Annotated in this window: 15 protein-coding genes; 13 read left to right on the forward strand and 2 right to left on the reverse strand. The window is 50.9% G+C overall.

The features are described from left to right. Positions 1–8 precede the first annotated feature (8 nt). Complete coding sequence (locus HI950_RS20235; RefSeq protein WP_169086584.1) at positions 9–677, reverse strand: hypothetical protein; 669 nt, start codon at positions 675–677, stop codon at positions 9–11. A 154-nt stretch (positions 678–831) separates the two neighbouring features. On the opposite strand from HI950_RS20235, the gene iolD reads away from it, so the two are divergent. The 9 genes from iolD (at position 832) to HI950_RS20280 (ending at position 10,566) form a co-directional block, all read left to right on the forward strand. Beyond that, positions 832–2,697, forward strand: a complete 1,866-nt coding sequence (gene iolD, locus HI950_RS20240) for a 3D-(3,5/4)-trihydroxycyclohexane-1,2-dione acylhydrolase (decyclizing) (protein ID WP_169086582.1) — start codon at positions 832–834, stop codon at positions 2,695–2,697. 12 nt (positions 2,698–2,709) lie between these two features. Continuing rightward, positions 2,710–3,621 carry a myo-inosose-2 dehydratase gene (gene iolE, locus HI950_RS20245; RefSeq protein ID WP_169086579.1) on the forward strand — a complete coding sequence of 304 codons (912 nt, stop codon included), beginning with the start codon at positions 2,710–2,712 and terminating at the stop codon, positions 3,619–3,621. A gap of 1 nt (position 3,622) precedes the next feature. Continuing rightward, positions 3,623–4,633 (forward strand): 5-dehydro-2-deoxygluconokinase, encoded by a 1,011-nt coding sequence (gene iolC, locus HI950_RS20250; protein ID WP_169086577.1) that lies wholly within the window; start codon positions 3,623–3,625, stop codon positions 4,631–4,633. Between the two features lie 54 nt (positions 4,634–4,687). Further along, a complete protein-coding gene (locus tag HI950_RS20255) occupies positions 4,688–6,133 on the forward strand; it encodes a CoA-acylating methylmalonate-semialdehyde dehydrogenase (RefSeq protein WP_169086575.1) in 1,446 nt (481 codons plus the stop codon). A 30-nt stretch (positions 6,134–6,163) separates the two neighbouring features. Continuing rightward, a complete protein-coding gene (gene fba / locus HI950_RS20260) occupies positions 6,164–7,042 on the forward strand; it encodes a class II fructose-1,6-bisphosphate aldolase (RefSeq protein WP_169086573.1) in 879 nt (292 codons plus the stop codon). Beyond that, positions 7,039–8,070 (forward strand): inositol 2-dehydrogenase, encoded by a 1,032-nt coding sequence (iolG, locus tag HI950_RS20265; protein WP_169086571.1) that lies wholly within the window; start codon positions 7,039–7,041, stop codon positions 8,068–8,070. The genes fba and iolG overlap by 4 nt, the downstream gene beginning before the upstream one ends. A gap of 10 nt (positions 8,071–8,080) precedes the next feature. Continuing rightward, positions 8,081–8,896 carry a 5-deoxy-glucuronate isomerase gene (gene iolB, locus HI950_RS20270; protein WP_169086659.1) on the forward strand — a complete coding sequence of 272 codons (816 nt, stop codon included), beginning with the start codon at positions 8,081–8,083 and terminating at the stop codon, positions 8,894–8,896. A 109-nt stretch (positions 8,897–9,005) separates the two neighbouring features. After that, positions 9,006–10,016 (forward strand): LacI family DNA-binding transcriptional regulator, encoded by a 1,011-nt coding sequence (locus tag HI950_RS20275; protein WP_169086569.1) that lies wholly within the window; start codon positions 9,006–9,008, stop codon positions 10,014–10,016. Between the two features lie 22 nt (positions 10,017–10,038). Next, positions 10,039–10,566 (forward strand): HAD family hydrolase, encoded by a 528-nt coding sequence (locus HI950_RS20280; RefSeq protein WP_169086567.1) that lies wholly within the window; start codon positions 10,039–10,041, stop codon positions 10,564–10,566. 111 nt (positions 10,567–10,677) lie between these two features. Here the strand turns inward: HI950_RS20280 and HI950_RS20285 are convergent, their stop codons facing one another. Then, the gene (locus tag HI950_RS20285; protein WP_169086565.1) at positions 10,678–12,111 is read right to left on the reverse strand and encodes a hypothetical protein; all 1,434 of its coding nucleotides are present in this window, start codon (positions 12,109–12,111) and stop codon (positions 10,678–10,680) included. A 151-nt stretch (positions 12,112–12,262) separates the two neighbouring features. Between HI950_RS20285 and HI950_RS20290 the strand changes: the two genes are divergently transcribed. The 4 genes from HI950_RS20290 (at position 12,263) to HI950_RS20305 (ending at position 17,533) form a co-directional block, all read left to right on the forward strand. Further along, positions 12,263–12,406, forward strand: coding sequence for an RAxF-45 family protein (locus HI950_RS20290; RefSeq protein WP_169086563.1), 144 nt, complete (start codon positions 12,263–12,265; stop codon positions 12,404–12,406). Positions 12,407–12,508: 102 nt separating this feature from the next. Then, positions 12,509–14,431, forward strand: a complete 1,923-nt coding sequence (gene abc-f, locus HI950_RS20295) for a ribosomal protection-like ABC-F family protein (protein ID WP_169086561.1) — start codon at positions 12,509–12,511, stop codon at positions 14,429–14,431. Positions 14,432–14,537: 106 nt separating this feature from the next. Beyond that, positions 14,538–15,557: an HD-GYP domain-containing protein gene (locus HI950_RS20300; RefSeq protein WP_169086559.1), complete on the forward strand. Its 1,020-nt coding sequence runs from the start codon at positions 14,538–14,540 to the stop codon at positions 15,555–15,557. 173 nt (positions 15,558–15,730) lie between these two features. Beyond that, entirely contained in the window at positions 15,731–17,533 is a 1,803-nt protein-coding gene (locus HI950_RS20305) for a sensor histidine kinase (protein WP_169086557.1), read from the forward strand. The last annotated feature ends 12 nt before the right edge of the window (positions 17,534–17,545 follow it).

Below are 17,545 nucleotides of genomic sequence, written 5' to 3' on the forward strand. Positions count from 1 at the left end.
AGGGAGGGTTAAAGCCCGGCGAGCAAAGCTTTCATCCGAATCGGAATTTCCTTGGCAAGTTCTGTCCACGGCACGAAGGCGTCCGAAGCCCATTTGTAGGGAATGTAATCAAAGGTAGGCTGGAAGCTAAATTCACGCAAATGAATTTCGGCGCGTCGGTCGATGTCTTCGCCCGTTTTGAATTGGCCGCTGAACATGGCCGGCTCCAGCACGCCATCAACGCCAGCTTCCGATTGGCAGCAGCTTTCGACATTCGGCAGCAAGCGAAAAAAGTGCTGAATCGGAATCATCGCATGCTTGCCGGGCTGAACGAACAGCTTAACACGGTTGTCGGCTGACAAATTGCTGCGATCTGGAAGCAAGCTGAGGAAATACCGGCCATGGAAGCTGGCTTCGCAGGAAGCGATTTCGCCTTCATGGTCAATGTACACCCAAACATGCTCCAAATCGTAAATATGCTGAATGTCGTAATCCCAATAGATCGCATATTCAATGACTGTATGGATGCGTGAGGTATCGAACTGGATGATGCGATCGAACGAGGGGGACGGCGCCGGTGCTTCGAATACGGTAACGCCCACTCGTATCGGCTTGAACGGCTCCAGACGATCCATGTACAAAATCGGTGAAGCTCGAAGCACAGTGTCCCAATGCGGCTGACGCTCGAAAATAGCCATGTTACAAAACTCCTCCTTAAATTATGATTGATTTGCGCTGCGCATATATGTAATATATAGATTAAGCGCTTTACCTATAATTATAATATGACATATGGTTGTTTTGAAAGCGTTAATATAATAAGCGCTTAACTCAGTAGTCGAGGAGGATACTATGAGCACAATCCGGTTAACAATGGCACAGGCCTTATTGAAATTTCTCGATCAGCAGTACATTTCCATTGACGGTGCAGAAACGAAGTTCGTAGCTGGAGTAATGGGTATTTTCGGCCACGGCAACGTGACGGGCATCGGCGAGGCGCTAGAGCGGAGCCCGGGCAACCTGGTTTTCGTGCAAGGCAAAAACGAACAAGGAATGGCGCATGCGGCGACCGCTTATGCCAAGCAATTGAACCGCACAAGCATTTACGCTTGTACGACTTCGATCGGTCCTGGCGCATTGAATATGGTAACCGCAGCCGGAACGGCGACGGTTAACCGCATCCCGCTGCTTCTCCTCCCGGGAGACAACTTTGCATCTAGACAGCCCGATCCGGTGCTGCAGCAATTGGAAGCCGGACATGACTATACGATTGCGGCTACCGACTGCTTCAAGCCGGTGAGCAAATATTGGGATCGCATCGTGCGTCCTGAGCAATTGATGAGCGCAGCCCTTCAAGCGATGCGGGTGTTGACGGATCCGGCGGATACCGGAACGGTGACGCTTGCTTTGCCGCAGGATGTGCAGGCGGAAGCTTACGATTATCCGGCAGCCTTCTTTGAGAAGCGGGTTCATGTCGTGGATCGCCAGCAGCCTTCGACTGACGCGGTAAAACGAGCGGTTGAGCTCGTTGCCTCGAAGCGGAAACCGCTTATCGTAGCGGGTGGTGGCGTACAGTATTCCTTCGCGACGGAGGCGCTTGCCGCATTTGCCGAAAAATTCGGCATTCCAGTCGCTGAGACGCAAGCGGGCAAAGGCTCCATGCCTTGGAACCATCCGTTAAACGTCGGAGGCATAGGCGTAACCGGCGGATTGGCTGCAAACAAGCTGGCTAAAGAAGCGGATCTGATCATTGGCGTTGGGACGCGATATTCCGACTTTACGACATCCTCCAAGTCGGCCTTTCCTCATCAGGACGTCCAATTTCTGAATATTAACATCAACCGCATGGATGCGGCAAAGCTGGAAGGCACGGCACTTTCGGGGGATGCGAAGGAAGCGATCCGCATGCTGGCCGAAGGGCTGTCGGAAGCTGGTTATGCATCCTCCTACAAAGATGGCGAGATTGCTGCTGTCAATGCGGAATGGAATGCTGAAATTGACCGGCTGTATACGCTGGAGCGGGAAGATGGCTTTGCCCAAACGCAGGCGCTTGGCGTCATCAATGAAACGATTGATGAAGATGCTGTAATCGTCTGCGCAGCAGGCAGCCTGCCGGGCGATCTTCAACGGTTGTGGCGGGTTGGCTCGCCGGGCGGCTACCACATGGAGTACGGATTCTCCTGCATGGGCTATGAGGTGAGCGGCGCGTTTGGCGCTGCGCTAGCTGAGCCCGAACGGGAGGTTTACGCCCTTGTAGGAGATGGAAGCTATTTGATGCTTCACTCCGAGCTGGTGACAAGCTTGCAGGAAGGAAGAAAGCTGACGGTATTGTTGTTCGATAACCACGGCTACCAATGCATTCATAACCTGCAGCGCGGCCATGGCAGCGATGGCTTCGGCAATGAATTCCGCTACCGCGAGCGAGAGTCTGGCCGTTATACGGGCCAACCATTGCCAATCGACTTTGCGGCTCATGCCCGCAGCTTGGGCCTTGCTTCGTACAAAGCGTCCAATGCAGAGGAGCTTCGCCAAGCGTTGAAGCAAGCGAAGGCGGAAACGCGCACGACGCTAATCGAAATTCCCGTTCTGGCCGGCACGAATACGGACGGCTATGAATCGTGGTGGAACGTTGGCGTTCCAGCCGTATCGGAGAGTGCAAAGGTCGTTGCGGCGCATAACGAAATGAACAAAAAGCTGGCACAGGCAAAAGCCTACTAGGAGGGATTATAGATGGCGCTGTTTCCATTTCAATTAGGAATTCATCCGATCAATTGGGTCGGCGAGGACGTTAAGGAGCATGGCGAGCATACGACTTACGAGCAAATTATGGACGACATTCAAGCGCTCGGCTTAACCGGCACGGAGATGGGAAGAAAGTTTCCGACCGATATCGAGCTGCTTAAGCAGGAGCTTTCGAAACGGAATATCCAGCTCGTCTCCCAATGGAAATCGGTGCTGTTCTCCGATCCCGCCTACCGGGAATCGGAGCTGGAGGCTTTCCGCAAGCATGCCGAGTTTTTGCAGCAGATGGGAAGCAAGGTTATCAGTACCTGCGAGGTTGGAGGATCGCTGCATTTCGATCCCCGCCGCACGCCGAACGAGACCGAAGTAATCCGTCTGGACGAAGCGGGCTGGGCGAGCCTGGCCGAGGGCTTGAATGCCGCAGGTAAAATCGCGCTGGAATATGGGCTAAAGCTGACGTATCACCATCATGGCGGAACGGCGGTCGAGAGCCCGGAGGAAATCGACAAGCTGATGGCATTGACCGATCCGAATGCCGTGTTCCTGCTATTTGATTCAGGCCACGCTTTGTACGGCGGGGCGGATCCAGCAGAGCTGCTTCGCAAGCATTATGACCGGGTCGCGTATATCCATCTGAAGGATGTGCGCGTAAATCGGCTTGAGGAAGCGAAATCGTCTGGCGTCGATTTTGTCACTTGCATCCGCAACGGCGTGTTTACCGTTCCGGGAGACGGGAATATCGATTTTGGACCAATCTTGAAGGAGCTTCTCGACCGGAAATACGACGGCTGGGCGCTGCTGGAGGGCGAGCAGGATCCGGGCGAGCATCCGGCACGCGAGTATGCGGCGAGAGCAATAGAGTACCTTAGCTCCTTAATAGGCAAGAAGGAGAGTGAGTAAGTTGTCTACCATTTCTTTCCCTTCAGATAGGAAATTTGATTTTACGGCGATTGGCCGTCTATGTATCGATCTCAATGCCAACGAGATCAACCGTCCGATGGAGCAGACGATGACGTTTACGAAATATGTAGGCGGTTCACCAGCGAATATCGCGATCGGAATGAGCCGGCTGGGCAACAAAACGGCGTTCATTGGCAAAATCGCGGACGATCAGATGGGCAGATTTATCCGAAGCTACCTCGACAATGAGGGGATCGACACTAGCAATGTCGTGACAGACAAGACTGGGGCCGTTACGGGCCTCGCTTTTACCGAGATTAAAAGCCCATCGGAGTGCAGCATCCTCATGTACCGAGACAATGTAGCCGATTTGCTGCTGAATCCGCTGGAAGTGAACGAGTCGCTCATCGCGGACAGCAAAGCACTGCTCGTCTCCGGTACGGCGCTGGCGGCAAGTCCTTCACGAGAGGCCGTGCTTCTGGCTTTGGATTATGCCCGCAAGCATGGTACCACCGTTATTTTTGATATTGATTTCCGGCCTTATTCATGGACTTCTCCCGAAGAAACAGCCGTATATTATAACCTTGCTGCAGAAAAAAGCGACATTATCATTGGCACGCGCGAAGAGTTTGACAGCATGGAGCGCTTCGAGCAAAACGTGGAACATAGCGACCGCTTCACTGCATCCAAATGGTTCAACCATTTCGCGAAAATCGTCATCATCAAGCATGGCAAAGAAGGCTCGATCGCCTATACGACGGACGGCTTGGAGCATCGGGCGAAATCGTACCCGGCCAAAGTCATCAAAACGTTCGGGGCAGGCGATTCCTACGCGGCTGGCTTTATTTACGGAATCATGTCGGGATTGACGCTTGAGAAGAGCATGGAGTTCGGAAGCGCGGCGGCATGCATCGTTATCTCCAGCCATAGCTGCTCGGATGCGATGCCAACGGTAGAGCAGGTCAAGGATTACATCGAACGCTGCAATCGCGGTGAAATTACCGCAAGCTAGGTTTCCGGGCTCATTGCCTTGCAGGCTTACAACTTGAAGAAACGAGGGAATAACATGACGACAACACTTAAAAACTGGATTGGCGGACAATGGGTCGAGGCTTCTGGCGAGAAGTACGACCATGTATATAATCCTGCAACCGAGGAAATTTTGGCGCAAGTTCCGCTCTCTTCCGAAGCAGATGTGGACGCGGCCGTTCAAACGGCAAGAAAAGCATTCGAAACCTGGAGCAAGACGCCAGTTCCAAAACGTGCCCGCGTATTGTTTAAATACCAGCAGCTTCTCGTTGACCATTGGGAGGAGCTAGCACGCCTCATTACGACAGAGAATGGCAAAAGCTACGCCGAAGCGTACGGTGAAGTGCTTCGCGGCATCGAATGCGTCGAATTTGCATCTGGCGCTCCTACGCTCATGATGGGCAAGCAGCTGCCTGATATCGCATCGAATTTGGAGTCCGGCATGTACCGCTACCCGATCGGCGTCGTTGGAGGCATCTCGCCATTCAACTTCCCGATGATGGTTCCTTGCTGGATGTTCCCGCTTGCGATTGCATGCGGCAACACCTTCGTCCTGAAGCCATCGGAGCGTACGCCGCTGCTGGCTAACCGCCTTGCTGAGCTGTTCCACGAAGCGGGATTGCCTGCGGGCGTGCTCAATGTCGTCCACGGTGCGCATGATGTAGTCAACGGCATTCTGAAGCATCCGAACGTACAGGCGATTTCCTTCGTCGGCTCGCAGCCGGTTGCTGAATATGTATACAAAACGGGCACTTCCTACGGCAAACGGGTTCAAGCGCTTGCCGGCGCCAAAAACCATTCCATCGTCATGCCAGACGCGGATCTTAACCTCACGGTTAAAGAAATCGTCAGCGCGGCATTTGGCTCGGCGGGCGAGCGCTGCATGGCTTGTGCCGTCGTCATCGCTGTCGGCGATGTCGGCGATGAGCTGGTACGGCGATTGTCCGAAGCGGCAGACAACATTACGATCGGCAACGGACTGGAAGAAGGAACGTTCCTGGGTCCTGTTATTCGCAAGCCGCATAAGGAAAGAACGATCGGCTATATCGAGTCCGGCGAGACCGAAGGCGGCTTGCTCGTGCGTGACGGCCGCAAAGACGCTGCCGCCCAATCCGCTGGCTATTTCGTAGGGCCGACGATTTTTGACCAGGTTAGCTGCGAGATGAAAATTTGGAAAGATGAGATATTCGCTCCTGTCCTCTCCGTCATGAGAGCAGACACGCTGGAAGAGGCGATTGCCATTGCAAACCGTTCAGACTTCGCCAACGGTGCCTGCCTCTTCACAAGCAACGGCAGCAGCGTAAGGCAGTTCCGCGAGACGATTGATGCAGGCATGCTTGGCGTGAACCTTGGCGTACCGGCACCTATGGCATTCTTCCCGTTCTCAGGCTGGAAAAAATCGTTCTACGGCGACCTTCATGCCAACGGCACGGACGGCGTTGAGTTCTACACCCGCAAAAAAATGGTAACGGCTCGCTGGTAATTGCGGCATAAGCTTGGAGGCTGATCCGAAATGACTTTAGTATCGATGACTGACATGCTTCGCACGGCGAATGCGGGCGGCTATGCTGTCGGACAATTCAATTTGAACAACCTTGAATTCACGCAGGCGATTCTGACCGCTGCCGAGGAGGAGGCTTCTCCGGTTATCCTCGGTGTGAGCGAGGCTTACATTCCCTATATGGGAGGATTGCCTTATATCTACGGCATGGTGAACACGCTGATCGATCATTACGGAATTACGGTACCGGTAGCCTTACATTTGGACCATGGCTCCTCTTACGAGGTATGCATCCGGGCGCTTAAAGCGGGCTTTACCTCCGTCATGATCGACGCTTCACATCATTCGCTGGAGACGAACATCGAAACGACGCTAAGGGTGACAGATGCCGCCCACGTACTTGGCGCATCCGTCGAAGCGGAGCTGGGGAGAATCGGCGGACGCGAAGACGATCTGGAAGTGCTGGAGGCAGAGGCTTCTTATGCGGAATCAGCGGATTGCGTGCGCATGGTGAAGGAGACGGGAATCGATTGCCTGGCTCCCGCACTCGGTTCCGTTCACGGCCCATACCGCGGCCAGCCTAAGCTGGGCCTGGACCGGATGAAGGAAATCCATAAGCTTACAGGAGTGCCGCTCGTGCTTCACGGTGGCAGCGGCATCCCCGAAGCGGAAATCCGGGAGGCTATCTCCTCAGGAACGGCCAAAATTAATGTCAATACCGATAATCAAGCCGTCTTTACGCAGACGATCCGTGACTATTTGCAAAACCATCCGGAAACCTACGATCCAAGACATTATTTGAATCCAGCGCGCGAAGCGATCAAGGCTGCCGTCCGCGACAAAATGCGGCTGTTCGGCAGCTCGGGACAAAAGAAAGGCGGACGAGTATGAAAAAAATTAAAATTGGCATCATCGGTGCAGGCAGAATCGGCAAAATCCATGCCGACAATTTAAGAAGACATCCGCAAGCGGAAATCGTTGCGATCAGCGATCTGTTTGCCGGTCCAGAACTGACAGAGTGGGCGCTGGAAAGAGGCATTCCTATCGTGACGAAGGACAGCGAAGAGCTGCTGGCGAATCCGGACATAGACGCCGTTTTCATTTGCTCATCCACGGACACGCATGTGCCGCTCATTAAGCGTGCAGCGCAGCAGGGCAAGCACATTTTTTGCGAAAAGCCGGTTAGCATGGATATTCGGCAGACGGAGGAAGCGCTGGAGGAGGTTCGCAAGGCCGGCGTTCAGCTGCAAGTAGGCTTCAATCGCCGCTTCGATCATAATTTCAAGCGGATCCGCGAGCATGTACAGGCTGGAGCGATCGGCGAAACGCATCTGATCAAAATTACCTCCCGCGATCCTGCACCACCGCCGGAAGCCTACATTAAAGTATCGGGCGGCATCTTCATGGATATGATGATCCATGATTTCGACATGGCTCGTTTCCTCTCAGGCAGCGAGGTAGAAGAAGTGTACGCACAAGGCAGCGTGCTTATCGATCCGGTATTCGGCAAGCACGGCGACGTCGATACGGCTGTCGTAACGCTCCGCTTCGCAAACGGTGCGCTTGGCGTTATCGATTGCAGCCGCAAAGCGGTATACGGCTATGACCAACGCGCCGAAATATTCGGCTCGAAGGGCTCCGTAGCGGCTACGAACGATCATCCTAATACGGCCGTGCTCAGCACGGAAGAAGGCATTATTAGCGAAAAGCCGCTTCATTTCTTCCTGGAGCGCTACAATATGGCTTATATCGAAGAAACCGAGCAGTTTATCAATGTATTGCTGCAAGGGGGCGACGTTTCAGTCAGTGGAGCGGATGCCTGCCAAGCAGAGAGAATTGCGCTAGCCGCGAAGCTTTCGCTGCGCGACAACCGCAGCGTCAAGCTCTCGGAGCTTGTGGAATTGAAAGAGAGGGTGTGATCGCATGAGCATGAGCAAACTGATCGTAAGCCCGGAGCGTCAAGCTTCTGGACTTACTCCCGTGCTTTCGATTACTCCGGAATCGGCTGGCTGGAGCTATGTCGGTTTCGAAGTTTACCAATTGAATCCGGGAGAAAAGTTAAGCCGCGCAACCGGGGAGAACGAAGTATGCCTAGTGCTGCTCGGCGGACTGGCCAACGTGACGACGGGGAAATCCTCCTGGACGAATATCGGTCAACGAATGAGCGTCTTCGAGCAGACGCCGCCTTATTCCGTGTACGTTCCGAACGACGACCAGTATGAGCTGGAGGCGCTTACGAAAGTAGAGCTGGCCGTATGCGAAGCGCCCGGCAAAGGCAACCATCCCGCGCGCCTAATCGCACCGGGAGATGTTGGCGTCGAGGTTCGGGGAACGGGAACGACGCAGCGGTTCATTCACAATATTTTGCCCGAGCAGGAGCCTGCCGACAGCCTGCTAGTAGTTGAAGTGTTTACGCCGGAAGGACATTGGTCCAGCTATCCGCCGCACAAGCATGATCGCGACGCGCTTCCCGAGGAGTCTCTGCTGGAGGAAACCTACTATTACCATGTGAAGCCTGAGCAAGGCTTCGCCATCCAACGCGTCTATACGAATGACCGCTCGCTGGATGAAACTTTGGCGGTCAAAGACGGCGAAGCGGTGCTTGTTCCGCAAGGGTATCATCCTGTTTCGGCGCCTCCGGGCTACCAAGTCTATTATCTTAATGTAATGGCGGGTCCGAACCGCATCTGGAAGTTCCATAACGACCCTGACCATGCATGGATCGCAACAAGACAGCAGCCGTAATCTCCGTAACGTTTGCAAATCGTTTGCAAATCGAGCGGATAAATCGGATAATATCCGGGTAAGGAGGCTTATTGCCTGTCCTTAACATCCGACAATAATGAGGTTGGGCATGAAAGCGACCACGATTTATGATGTTGCCAAGGAGGCGGGCGTCTCCATCGCGACCGTCTCCAATGCGATAAACGGCAAAGGAAAAGTAAGCAACAAAAAGCGCGATGAAATTTTCAAGGTAATGGAGCGGCTCCAGTACCAGCCGAGCGTGATCGCTTCGGCATTGATGGGCAAGAGAACGTACACAATAGGGCTGCTCATCCCAGATGTATCCAACCCCTTTTTCTCCGAGATTGCCCGCTCTGTAGAGGATTTGGCGCATTCCGAAGGGTATAGCGTCATCGTCTGCAGTACGGACAACAAGGATGACCGGGTAGAGAAATATATTCGGCTGCTGGAGCAAAAAAGCGTAGACGGCATTTTGATCGGGACCGGCGTGGAAAACGCAGATATTTTAACGCAGCTGGCGGAGAAATCGCTGCCTATCGTCATGATCGCAAGGGAAGCCGTTGCGATGCCGGTTCATAGCGTGCTGACAGACGACTTCAAGGGCGGGGCGCTTGCCGCCGAGCATTTGCTTGGCAGAGGTCATCGCCAAACTGCGGTGTTGTCTGAAAATTTCAAGGTAACCAGCAGCCTCGAGCGGGTCCGTGGGTTTAGATTCGCGCTGTTTGAGGCTGGAATTTCCCTTGACGATGCCAGCATTATCTCGTGCGATTCCAGCATAAGAGATGGCAAACGGGCGGCAGCGGCACTCATCCGCGGGGAAAATCGTCCGTCAGCGATATTTTGCTGCAACGATTTGCTTGCAATCGGCGCATTGCAGGCAGCTAAGGAAGCAGGAGTAAAGGTACCGGAGCAGCTGTCGATTATCGGCTTTGACGATACCATTCTGTCTACCGTGACGAATCCGGCGCTTACAACAATCGCCCAGCCGATGGACCAAATGGTCAAGCTGGCATTCGACTTGCTGATTCGCAGCGTGGAGAATAAGGATGAAATCAAGCAAAGGATCGTCATGCAGCCGGAGCTGATCGTCAGGGAATCTACAAGCGCGCCGGCTAATTAATATGGGAAGGCTGTTTGACAAAATGGAGAAAAAATTAATCGTATTTCTGGACAGCGGCGACACGATAATCGATGAATCAACCGAAGTAAGGGACGATGAAGGAATCGTCCTGCACGCAGAGCTGATTCCGGGCGCTGACGTCATGGTCAAAACGTTGTTCGACAAAGGGTATACGCTTGCGCTGGTTGCTGATGGCGACGCGCAATCGTTCAAGAACGTATTCAAGCAGCACGGGCTTTACGATTATTTTGCAACGATGATCTATTCCGAAACCGTGAAAGCAAGCAAGCCGAGTCCGCGTATGTTCAAGGCTGCTGTAGGCGCTTTGGATCTGTCCGAGGCGGATATCCCGCGCATCGTCATGATCGGCAACAATTTGAGCCGCGATATGAAGGGCGCCAATGCGCTGGGCATGACGAGCATTTTCCAAAGCTGGACGACGCGCTACCCGCATACGCCAGCAGATGAGTCGGAGCGTCCGACCTATACGGTGCGAGAACCGCTTGAGCTGGTAGAGCTGATAGATCGGCTTAACGACGAGATCTCATAATAGGTGCTGCATATGCTTTCGGTCTTATACCTAAAAATTGAAGAGAAGCCCTTCAGACTGCCTGAAGGGCTTTTCTCATGCCTGGACTGAACAAGGAGTCTTTCTCCAAAGCTAGCGGCGTTTCTTCCGCAGCTCCTTCATCAGATGAATAATCGTACTGGCTCCGAGCCAAATAGCAATCATTATACCGGACAGTGTCATGGCTAAGGCAATATATTCAAATATCGAATACCCCAGCAGCTTACGCCAATCGATGTCGCCCTTCAAATCCTCGATAACCTGATTCATTCCGAAAATCCCGCTCACTACCGAATAAACCGTCAAAATCAACAGCAAATAATTGTTTCGCTTGGAAGTGAAATTTTCTTGATATTTGTACAAATCGGCTAGCGTTTGCTTCACATCGGTGTACAGCTCTCCATTGCCGAATCGGTTGCGAAGCTGAATGAAAATCTCCTTGCCTTGCGATTGGGAGACGACCTCATTAAAATAATATTTGGCCGAAAAGGTCGTAATCGATCGGATCAGTTCCTCAATTCTATCCTGATTTTGATCAAGGCGTACGCGCGAATAGAGATTCGATAGCTTTAGGAGCACGATTTTATGGAACAGATTAATAAGCAGGGCATAGTAATATTCGCCGTACATATGATTGGCTAGCTGTGTTGTAATGTTTGCATCCTCATTCGTTATGCAGACAAACGATGTCTCGTTCGTCATATAATAAGTGTTTGGACCCCAGCGGTCGAAAATATGATGATCGACATACCTTTCAATGTAGTCGCTATTCGTTGAACTGATATACGGCTGATTGTTTCGATCGACACCATCGATTTGGGAAGCGCGATATAGATCGACCGGCGTAATTTCGAGCTTATCTTGCAAAGCAAGCAGCCCTTGCACGTACATTCGTTCATCCACGAAAAAAGGATGCTTAGCAAAATATGTTTCCCCAAGCTCTTCTGAGTCCAAGAAGGGAATCATTCCTGGGACGAGAACATTCAGCATAAAATCCTCGACGTCATCGAATTGTTGTTCATCTAAAATCCATCGAGCCTCTTCGTCTTGGATGTTCCTATTTTGGAGCACCCGGAATCGTTTCGCGAATTCCAATGCATCTGTAAATGTTAATTCACGGCAGGGCAATTCGATTCGAACAGTAATAAAACCTAAGTCGAAGGGACATAAAAAGACATCGGTCGATTGAACGATGAACGGCATGTCCCGCGGATGGGATTTCAAGAAACAATTATGCTCCATCGATTTGGAAAAACGGTGCAGACCATCTTGATTCGCCGTATGCGGGAATAACATGTTATTGGTAAAAGATAAATAATACCGCTCTAGATTGAGATGGGACACCCGGCAGCGCTTGCCGTAATAGGCGTTCTCCTGTTCCATGTCCTTCAAGGAAAACCGGGTGAAGCCATCCGACTGAAGCTGCATTTGCAGCTTTTCTTGGCAGTTCTTGTTTAACGAGAAAGGAAAAATAAAATGAAATAGAGCAGCATCAAGCTGTTTTTCCTCTATGATAGGCTCTAACATCGCTTGCTCCACCTCTTTTAGATAATCAATGTAAGACAATATAAACGGTTATTCCGTTTTTCAAACGGGGAAAATGATTGAAAAAATGATTTGCGAAAGAACCACTAAATATGGTATTTTTAAGGAACGAATAACAAGGGAGGTGAAGTAGGTGAATCACGAAATGGTCAATAACCGTATTAGCCGGCTGCCGATTGCTATGGCTGGCATCGTTCATGCTTTTTCCGCGAACGGGAGAGGTCTGTCCAAATTTGCTAATACGATTAAACCATTCGCGAGAAGACGCCTACTTTAACCACAACGGATAGCTGTACCATCCGAAGGGTCGCAGGCTTGTTGCTGCGGCTCTTTTTTTGTGCATGAAAAATTGGGTCTTCATCATTAGGAGGCTCTTAAGATGATTATCGTTAATATAAATGAGATAAAAAAATACCATGCAGCAAATTTAGTGTTTGACGGGCTTACACTTCAGATCCATGAGGGGGAGAGGGTCGGATTAATCGGACGCAACGGCAGCGGCAAATCAACCTTGCTCCGCTTGATTTCTGGACATGAGCAGGTTGATGAAGGCATGCTGACGGTGCAGAAGGATTTGCAAATCGGTTATTTGCCGCAAATTCCTGAGGCATTTCATGAACGGACCGTTTATGAGGTTTTAGCTTATGGCTTCCAGCCTTTGATGGCATGCAAAAAGCAAATGGCTGACATGGAGCAGCAAATGTCGAGTCCCGAAGTGCTCGCAAATCCGGCTGCGATGGAGCGATTGCTGAAAACGTACTCGGCTGCGCAGGAGAGGTTCGAGAGAGACGGCGGATACGAGATGGATACAACGATTGAACAAGTGGCAACAGGCTTGTTTATTGACCGTGCTAGCTATACGCGAAGCTTTAGCAGTCTTTCCGGCGGCGAGAAGACCCGGGTTTCTCTGGCGTCGCAATTAATTATTCGTCCAGCCTTGCTGCTGCTGGACGAACCAACCAATCATTTGGATTTGCGAGGCATGGAGTGGCTGGAGCAGTTTCTCCGGCAATATGAAGGCGCGTGCGTCATCGTATCTCATGATCGCTACTTCCTCGATGCCGTCAGCTCCAAAATCATTGAGCTGGAAGACGGCACGGCGCAGACGTTTCTTACCAACTACACCGGGTATGTGAAGGAGAAGGAGGAGCGACTGCTGCAGCAATTTGCCAAGTTTCAAGAGCAGCAGAAGCAAATCAAAAAAATGAAAGAAACGATTAAGCAGCTGGAGGAATGGGGGCGCGTCGGCGGCAACGAGAAGTTTTTCAAGCGCGCAGCCTCGATTCGCAAAGCATTGGAGAAGCTGGAGATGGTGAAGAGGCCGGTTCTTGAGCAGAAAACGGCTGATTTCGAGCTTCAGTCGCTTGACCGCTCCGGACGTAGGGTTGTCGCTTTCGAGGGTGTGACCAAACGCTTCGGTGAGCGAGTCATTCTGGATGATGCAGAGGGAAGCTTGTTATATGGCGAGAAGGTAGTGCTGGTAGGCGACAACGGCTCTGGCAAAACGACCCTGTTCAAGCTGCTGCTGGGGGACCTTCAACCGGATGGCGGTGAGCTAGTCCATGGGGCTCGCGTAAACATCGGCTATTTGGGACAGGAGGAGAAGGCAGCGGATAACAAACAAAGTGTTCTCGATTTCTTTCGAACGGAAGGAAGCTTGGAGGAAGGCGAAGCAAGAAATATATTAGCGAGCTATTTGTTTTATGGCGCAGATGTTTTCAAGCCGATCCAAGCCTTGTCTGGCGGAGAATGGTCGCGATTGCGCCTCGCGCTGCTTATACGCAAGAAGCCGAATTTACTGCTGCTCGATGAGCCGACGAATCATCTGGATGTCAGCTCCCGTGAAGCTTTGGAGGAAGCCTTGGAGCAATTTGCCGGAACGGTGCTGGCGATCTCGCATGACCGTTATTTCATTAATCGGCTTGCTAAGCGGGTTTGGGAGCTGAAACAAGGGACGATTGCCGAGTATATAGGCAATTATGATGACTTTAAGATGAGGCAGCAGGGTAGAACAAATGAGGGTTCAACTATTCGCTCAGAAGAAAAAATAACGCGAGAGATGAAGCGATTAAAGGAGCAGCCAGCACGTAAGCCAAACACTAGCGAGGCTATGAGCCTGCAGCAGCTTGAAAGCGAAATGGCAGAGCTCGAAGCAGGGCTGGCTGCATTGGGCAAGGAGATGGAGATGCACGCTGCAAATGGCGATCCATCTCAGCTGGAAGCCTTGTGGAGTATGCAGGAGCAGCAGCAATTGCAGCTGGATCGACTTCTGGAAATATGGATGAATATGTCTGAGGGATAGAGGATTGTTTCTAGTATTTCTATCAATTTTTCAGCGAGTAGATCATTTCCTGATTCAGATATGGTAAACTAAATGTTGGAAATGCCAAGTCTGAAGGAGTGGAACGATGGAGCAATTGATCGGGAAGAAAGTGCAGCATGATATCTTGAACGCATATGGCGTTACAATTGTACCGGCCAATTCTTTTATTTCTCGCGAGTCACTGCAAATTATAATGAACCATCGGATAGATTTAAATGCTATTGTTCTGGCATCTGAGCAGAAGCCCTCTAATCCAAAAAAGAGCATTCAAATCGGAGAGCTCGTGCAGCAGACGGTTAGTGTATCGAAGGAGCTGTTCGAGTCGATTTTAGTGTCCCGCAAGGTGCCTTTGATGGAGATTCGCAATCAGGTTCTGCCTGCTATTGTTCAGCTTTCCAAAAACCAAGATATTTTTGAATTGTTTGAAGCGGTGAAGGCGAAGGATGATTACATCTACGAGCATAATGTGGGAGTAGGGGTTATATCGACGCTCATAGGCAGATGGATGAATCTAGAGGAGTCGGAGCTGATGATTTTGTCCTTGGCGGCGACGCTTCATGATGTAGGCAAAGTAAAGCTTCCGATCGAGGTTCTGAATAAACCGGGCAAGCTGAACGAGGTTGAATTTCAATTAGTCAAGAAGCATACCATTTTTGGCTACGAGCTGCTCAAGGAAACGACTGGCATAAGCCTGCGGATCGCACGCGTTGCGCTGCAGCATCATGAGCGTGAGGATGGGAAGGGCTATCCGCTTGGAATCAAGAAAGAAAATATAGATTTATTCAGCTCGATTGTAGCGGTTGCCGATATTTTTCACGCGATGTCCTCGAAGCGGCCTTATCATGAGCCGTTGTCGTTCCATGAAATCGTCAGCCAGATGAGCGATGGAAAATTTGGGGTATTAAACCCGCAAATCATTTCGGTGTTTATTGAAAATATGATGAAGCGGTTAGTAGGGAAGCAAGTGCTGCTGACGGATGGACGCGAGGGTGAGGTCGTTTACATCAATCCGCACAATATCGAGACGCCTTTAATTAAGCTGGCGGATTATTTCCTCGATTTAAGCCAAGAGCGTAACATTCATATCAAATCCATCATTGCTTAAAATAAACGAGTCTAAGCGCTGCTAACCAACATTTGTTGATTAGCAGCCTTTTTTATGGATAGGTATGTGTATTTCTACGATTCGCCTTATTGAGCCCTCAGAAACGGATAGAAATAGCCACACAGAATGTCTGTTTTTTTGCTATAGTACAATTATTAGCCGGAGGTGCCAGCATGCGAACGCGTCTTAGCAATCCAATGACAAAGTTGAACATAAAGCAGCAGTTGATTCTTTTGTTTCTCATGATGGTGAGTCCCATTTTTCTGCTTCATTGGTATGGGAACATGAAGGCGGAGCATCTGCTCAAAAATCATGTGACGAGCGCATATGTCGAGCTGAGCAAGCAAAATTATACCGTGATCAAGCGTGATATGGACACCATCAGCAAAATCACGACAACGATTATTCAAAATCCGCTTACGCAGCAGCTTATTCCGCTGGAGAACGATACCGTCATTGAGCGGGTACGCAAATACGATAAGGTCGACAAGCTGCTTGCGGCTAACTCAATCCCCCTTAACGGCGGGGAAGCGGTGTACTATTCACTCTATATTTATGATCCGAATGATTATTATTTTTTCGCGCCAAAGCGTCAGCTGATGCAGACTGGCGTTTACTTTTTTGCTGATCATGATAAGCCGGAATGGTTCGATCACGCCGTCAGCTTAAAGAGCAAGGGCTATATGGAAATTATTGATTCGAACGTAGGGCTCTCCAGAATTAGTACACTCGCCTATATTCGGGCTGTAAATAACGTCACTTATGGAAACGGTATCATTGGCGTGCTGGTTGCTACCAAAATGGATATGAAAATTGCAGAATCGCTAAGATCGGTCTCACTGCCCGATGGCAAAATCATGTTCACAGACTGGGAGAACAGAGTCCTCGCCGCCACGGATTCGAAGCTGATGGGTTCGACTTTGGAGCTGCCGCCCGAGATGTCCATTGCAGATGAGATGGAGGCGGAGGGCACCTTTGACATCATGACCGCTGATTACATCTATGTGGTCAACTACAACCGCATCATGAACCATAAGCTGGTATATCAAATTCCGGTCAGCTCGTTGTTAAAGCAGCAGAGCGAGCTCAAGCATGTCATCCAGCTGATATCGATCGCTTATATTCTGTTCGGCTGCATCGTCATGGTATATTTCTGGCGCTCGCTCATGACGCCGCTGCAGAAGCTGGCGCAGTTTGTACATACCTATGAGCCGGGCAAGCTGGTGCCGGAGACGCCGGGCAAAGGGCGAAACGACGAGGTTGGCGTGCTTTTTGCCGCTTTGTATGACATGGCCCGCAGGCTCAATGTGCTTATCCACTATAAGTATCATATGGATATCAAGCAGAAGGAATCACAGCTTCAGCTGCTTTATCAGCAAATTAATCCACATTTACTCTACAATACGCTCGAAAGCATTTATTGGAAAAGCTCGCTCGAAGGAAATACGGAATCGGCGGAAATGATCAAGGATTTATCGAAGCTGATGAAAATCGGCCTAAGCAGGGGGAGAGAGCTGATTCCGCTCGAAGAGGAGCTGGAGCATGCGTCCGCCTATGTGAGCCTGCAGCAGAAGCGCTACAAGTATGAGTTTCAAGTCACCTGGAGCATATCCGATGCGGCACGTGAGATTTTGATTCCGAAAATATCGCTGCAGCCGCTTATTGAGAATGCGATCATCCATGGCGTTAAGTTTATGGGCGAGGATGGCGAGATCCATATCTCTGCCGTCGTTGAAGGAGAGCGGGTCACGGTCAAGGTAGAGGACAACGGCCATAAGGAAGTGGACTATTTGGCGATTGAGCGGCTGCTGAATGGCGATAAGCCGGATCATACTTTAGGCTATGGCATTCGGAATATCCAGCAGCGGATTCAGCTCCATTTTGGCAATATGTACGGGATGAGCTACAGACGCGGGGAACAGGGCGGAACGTCCGTATGGATCATTTTGCCGGCAAGCCACGATGAATCAAAGTGAATGGAACAAAAA

Origin of the sequence: Paenibacillus sp. PL91, assembly GCF_012935325.2 — a bacterium.
Classification (GTDB): domain Bacteria; phylum Bacillota; class Bacilli; order Paenibacillales; family Paenibacillaceae; genus Pristimantibacillus.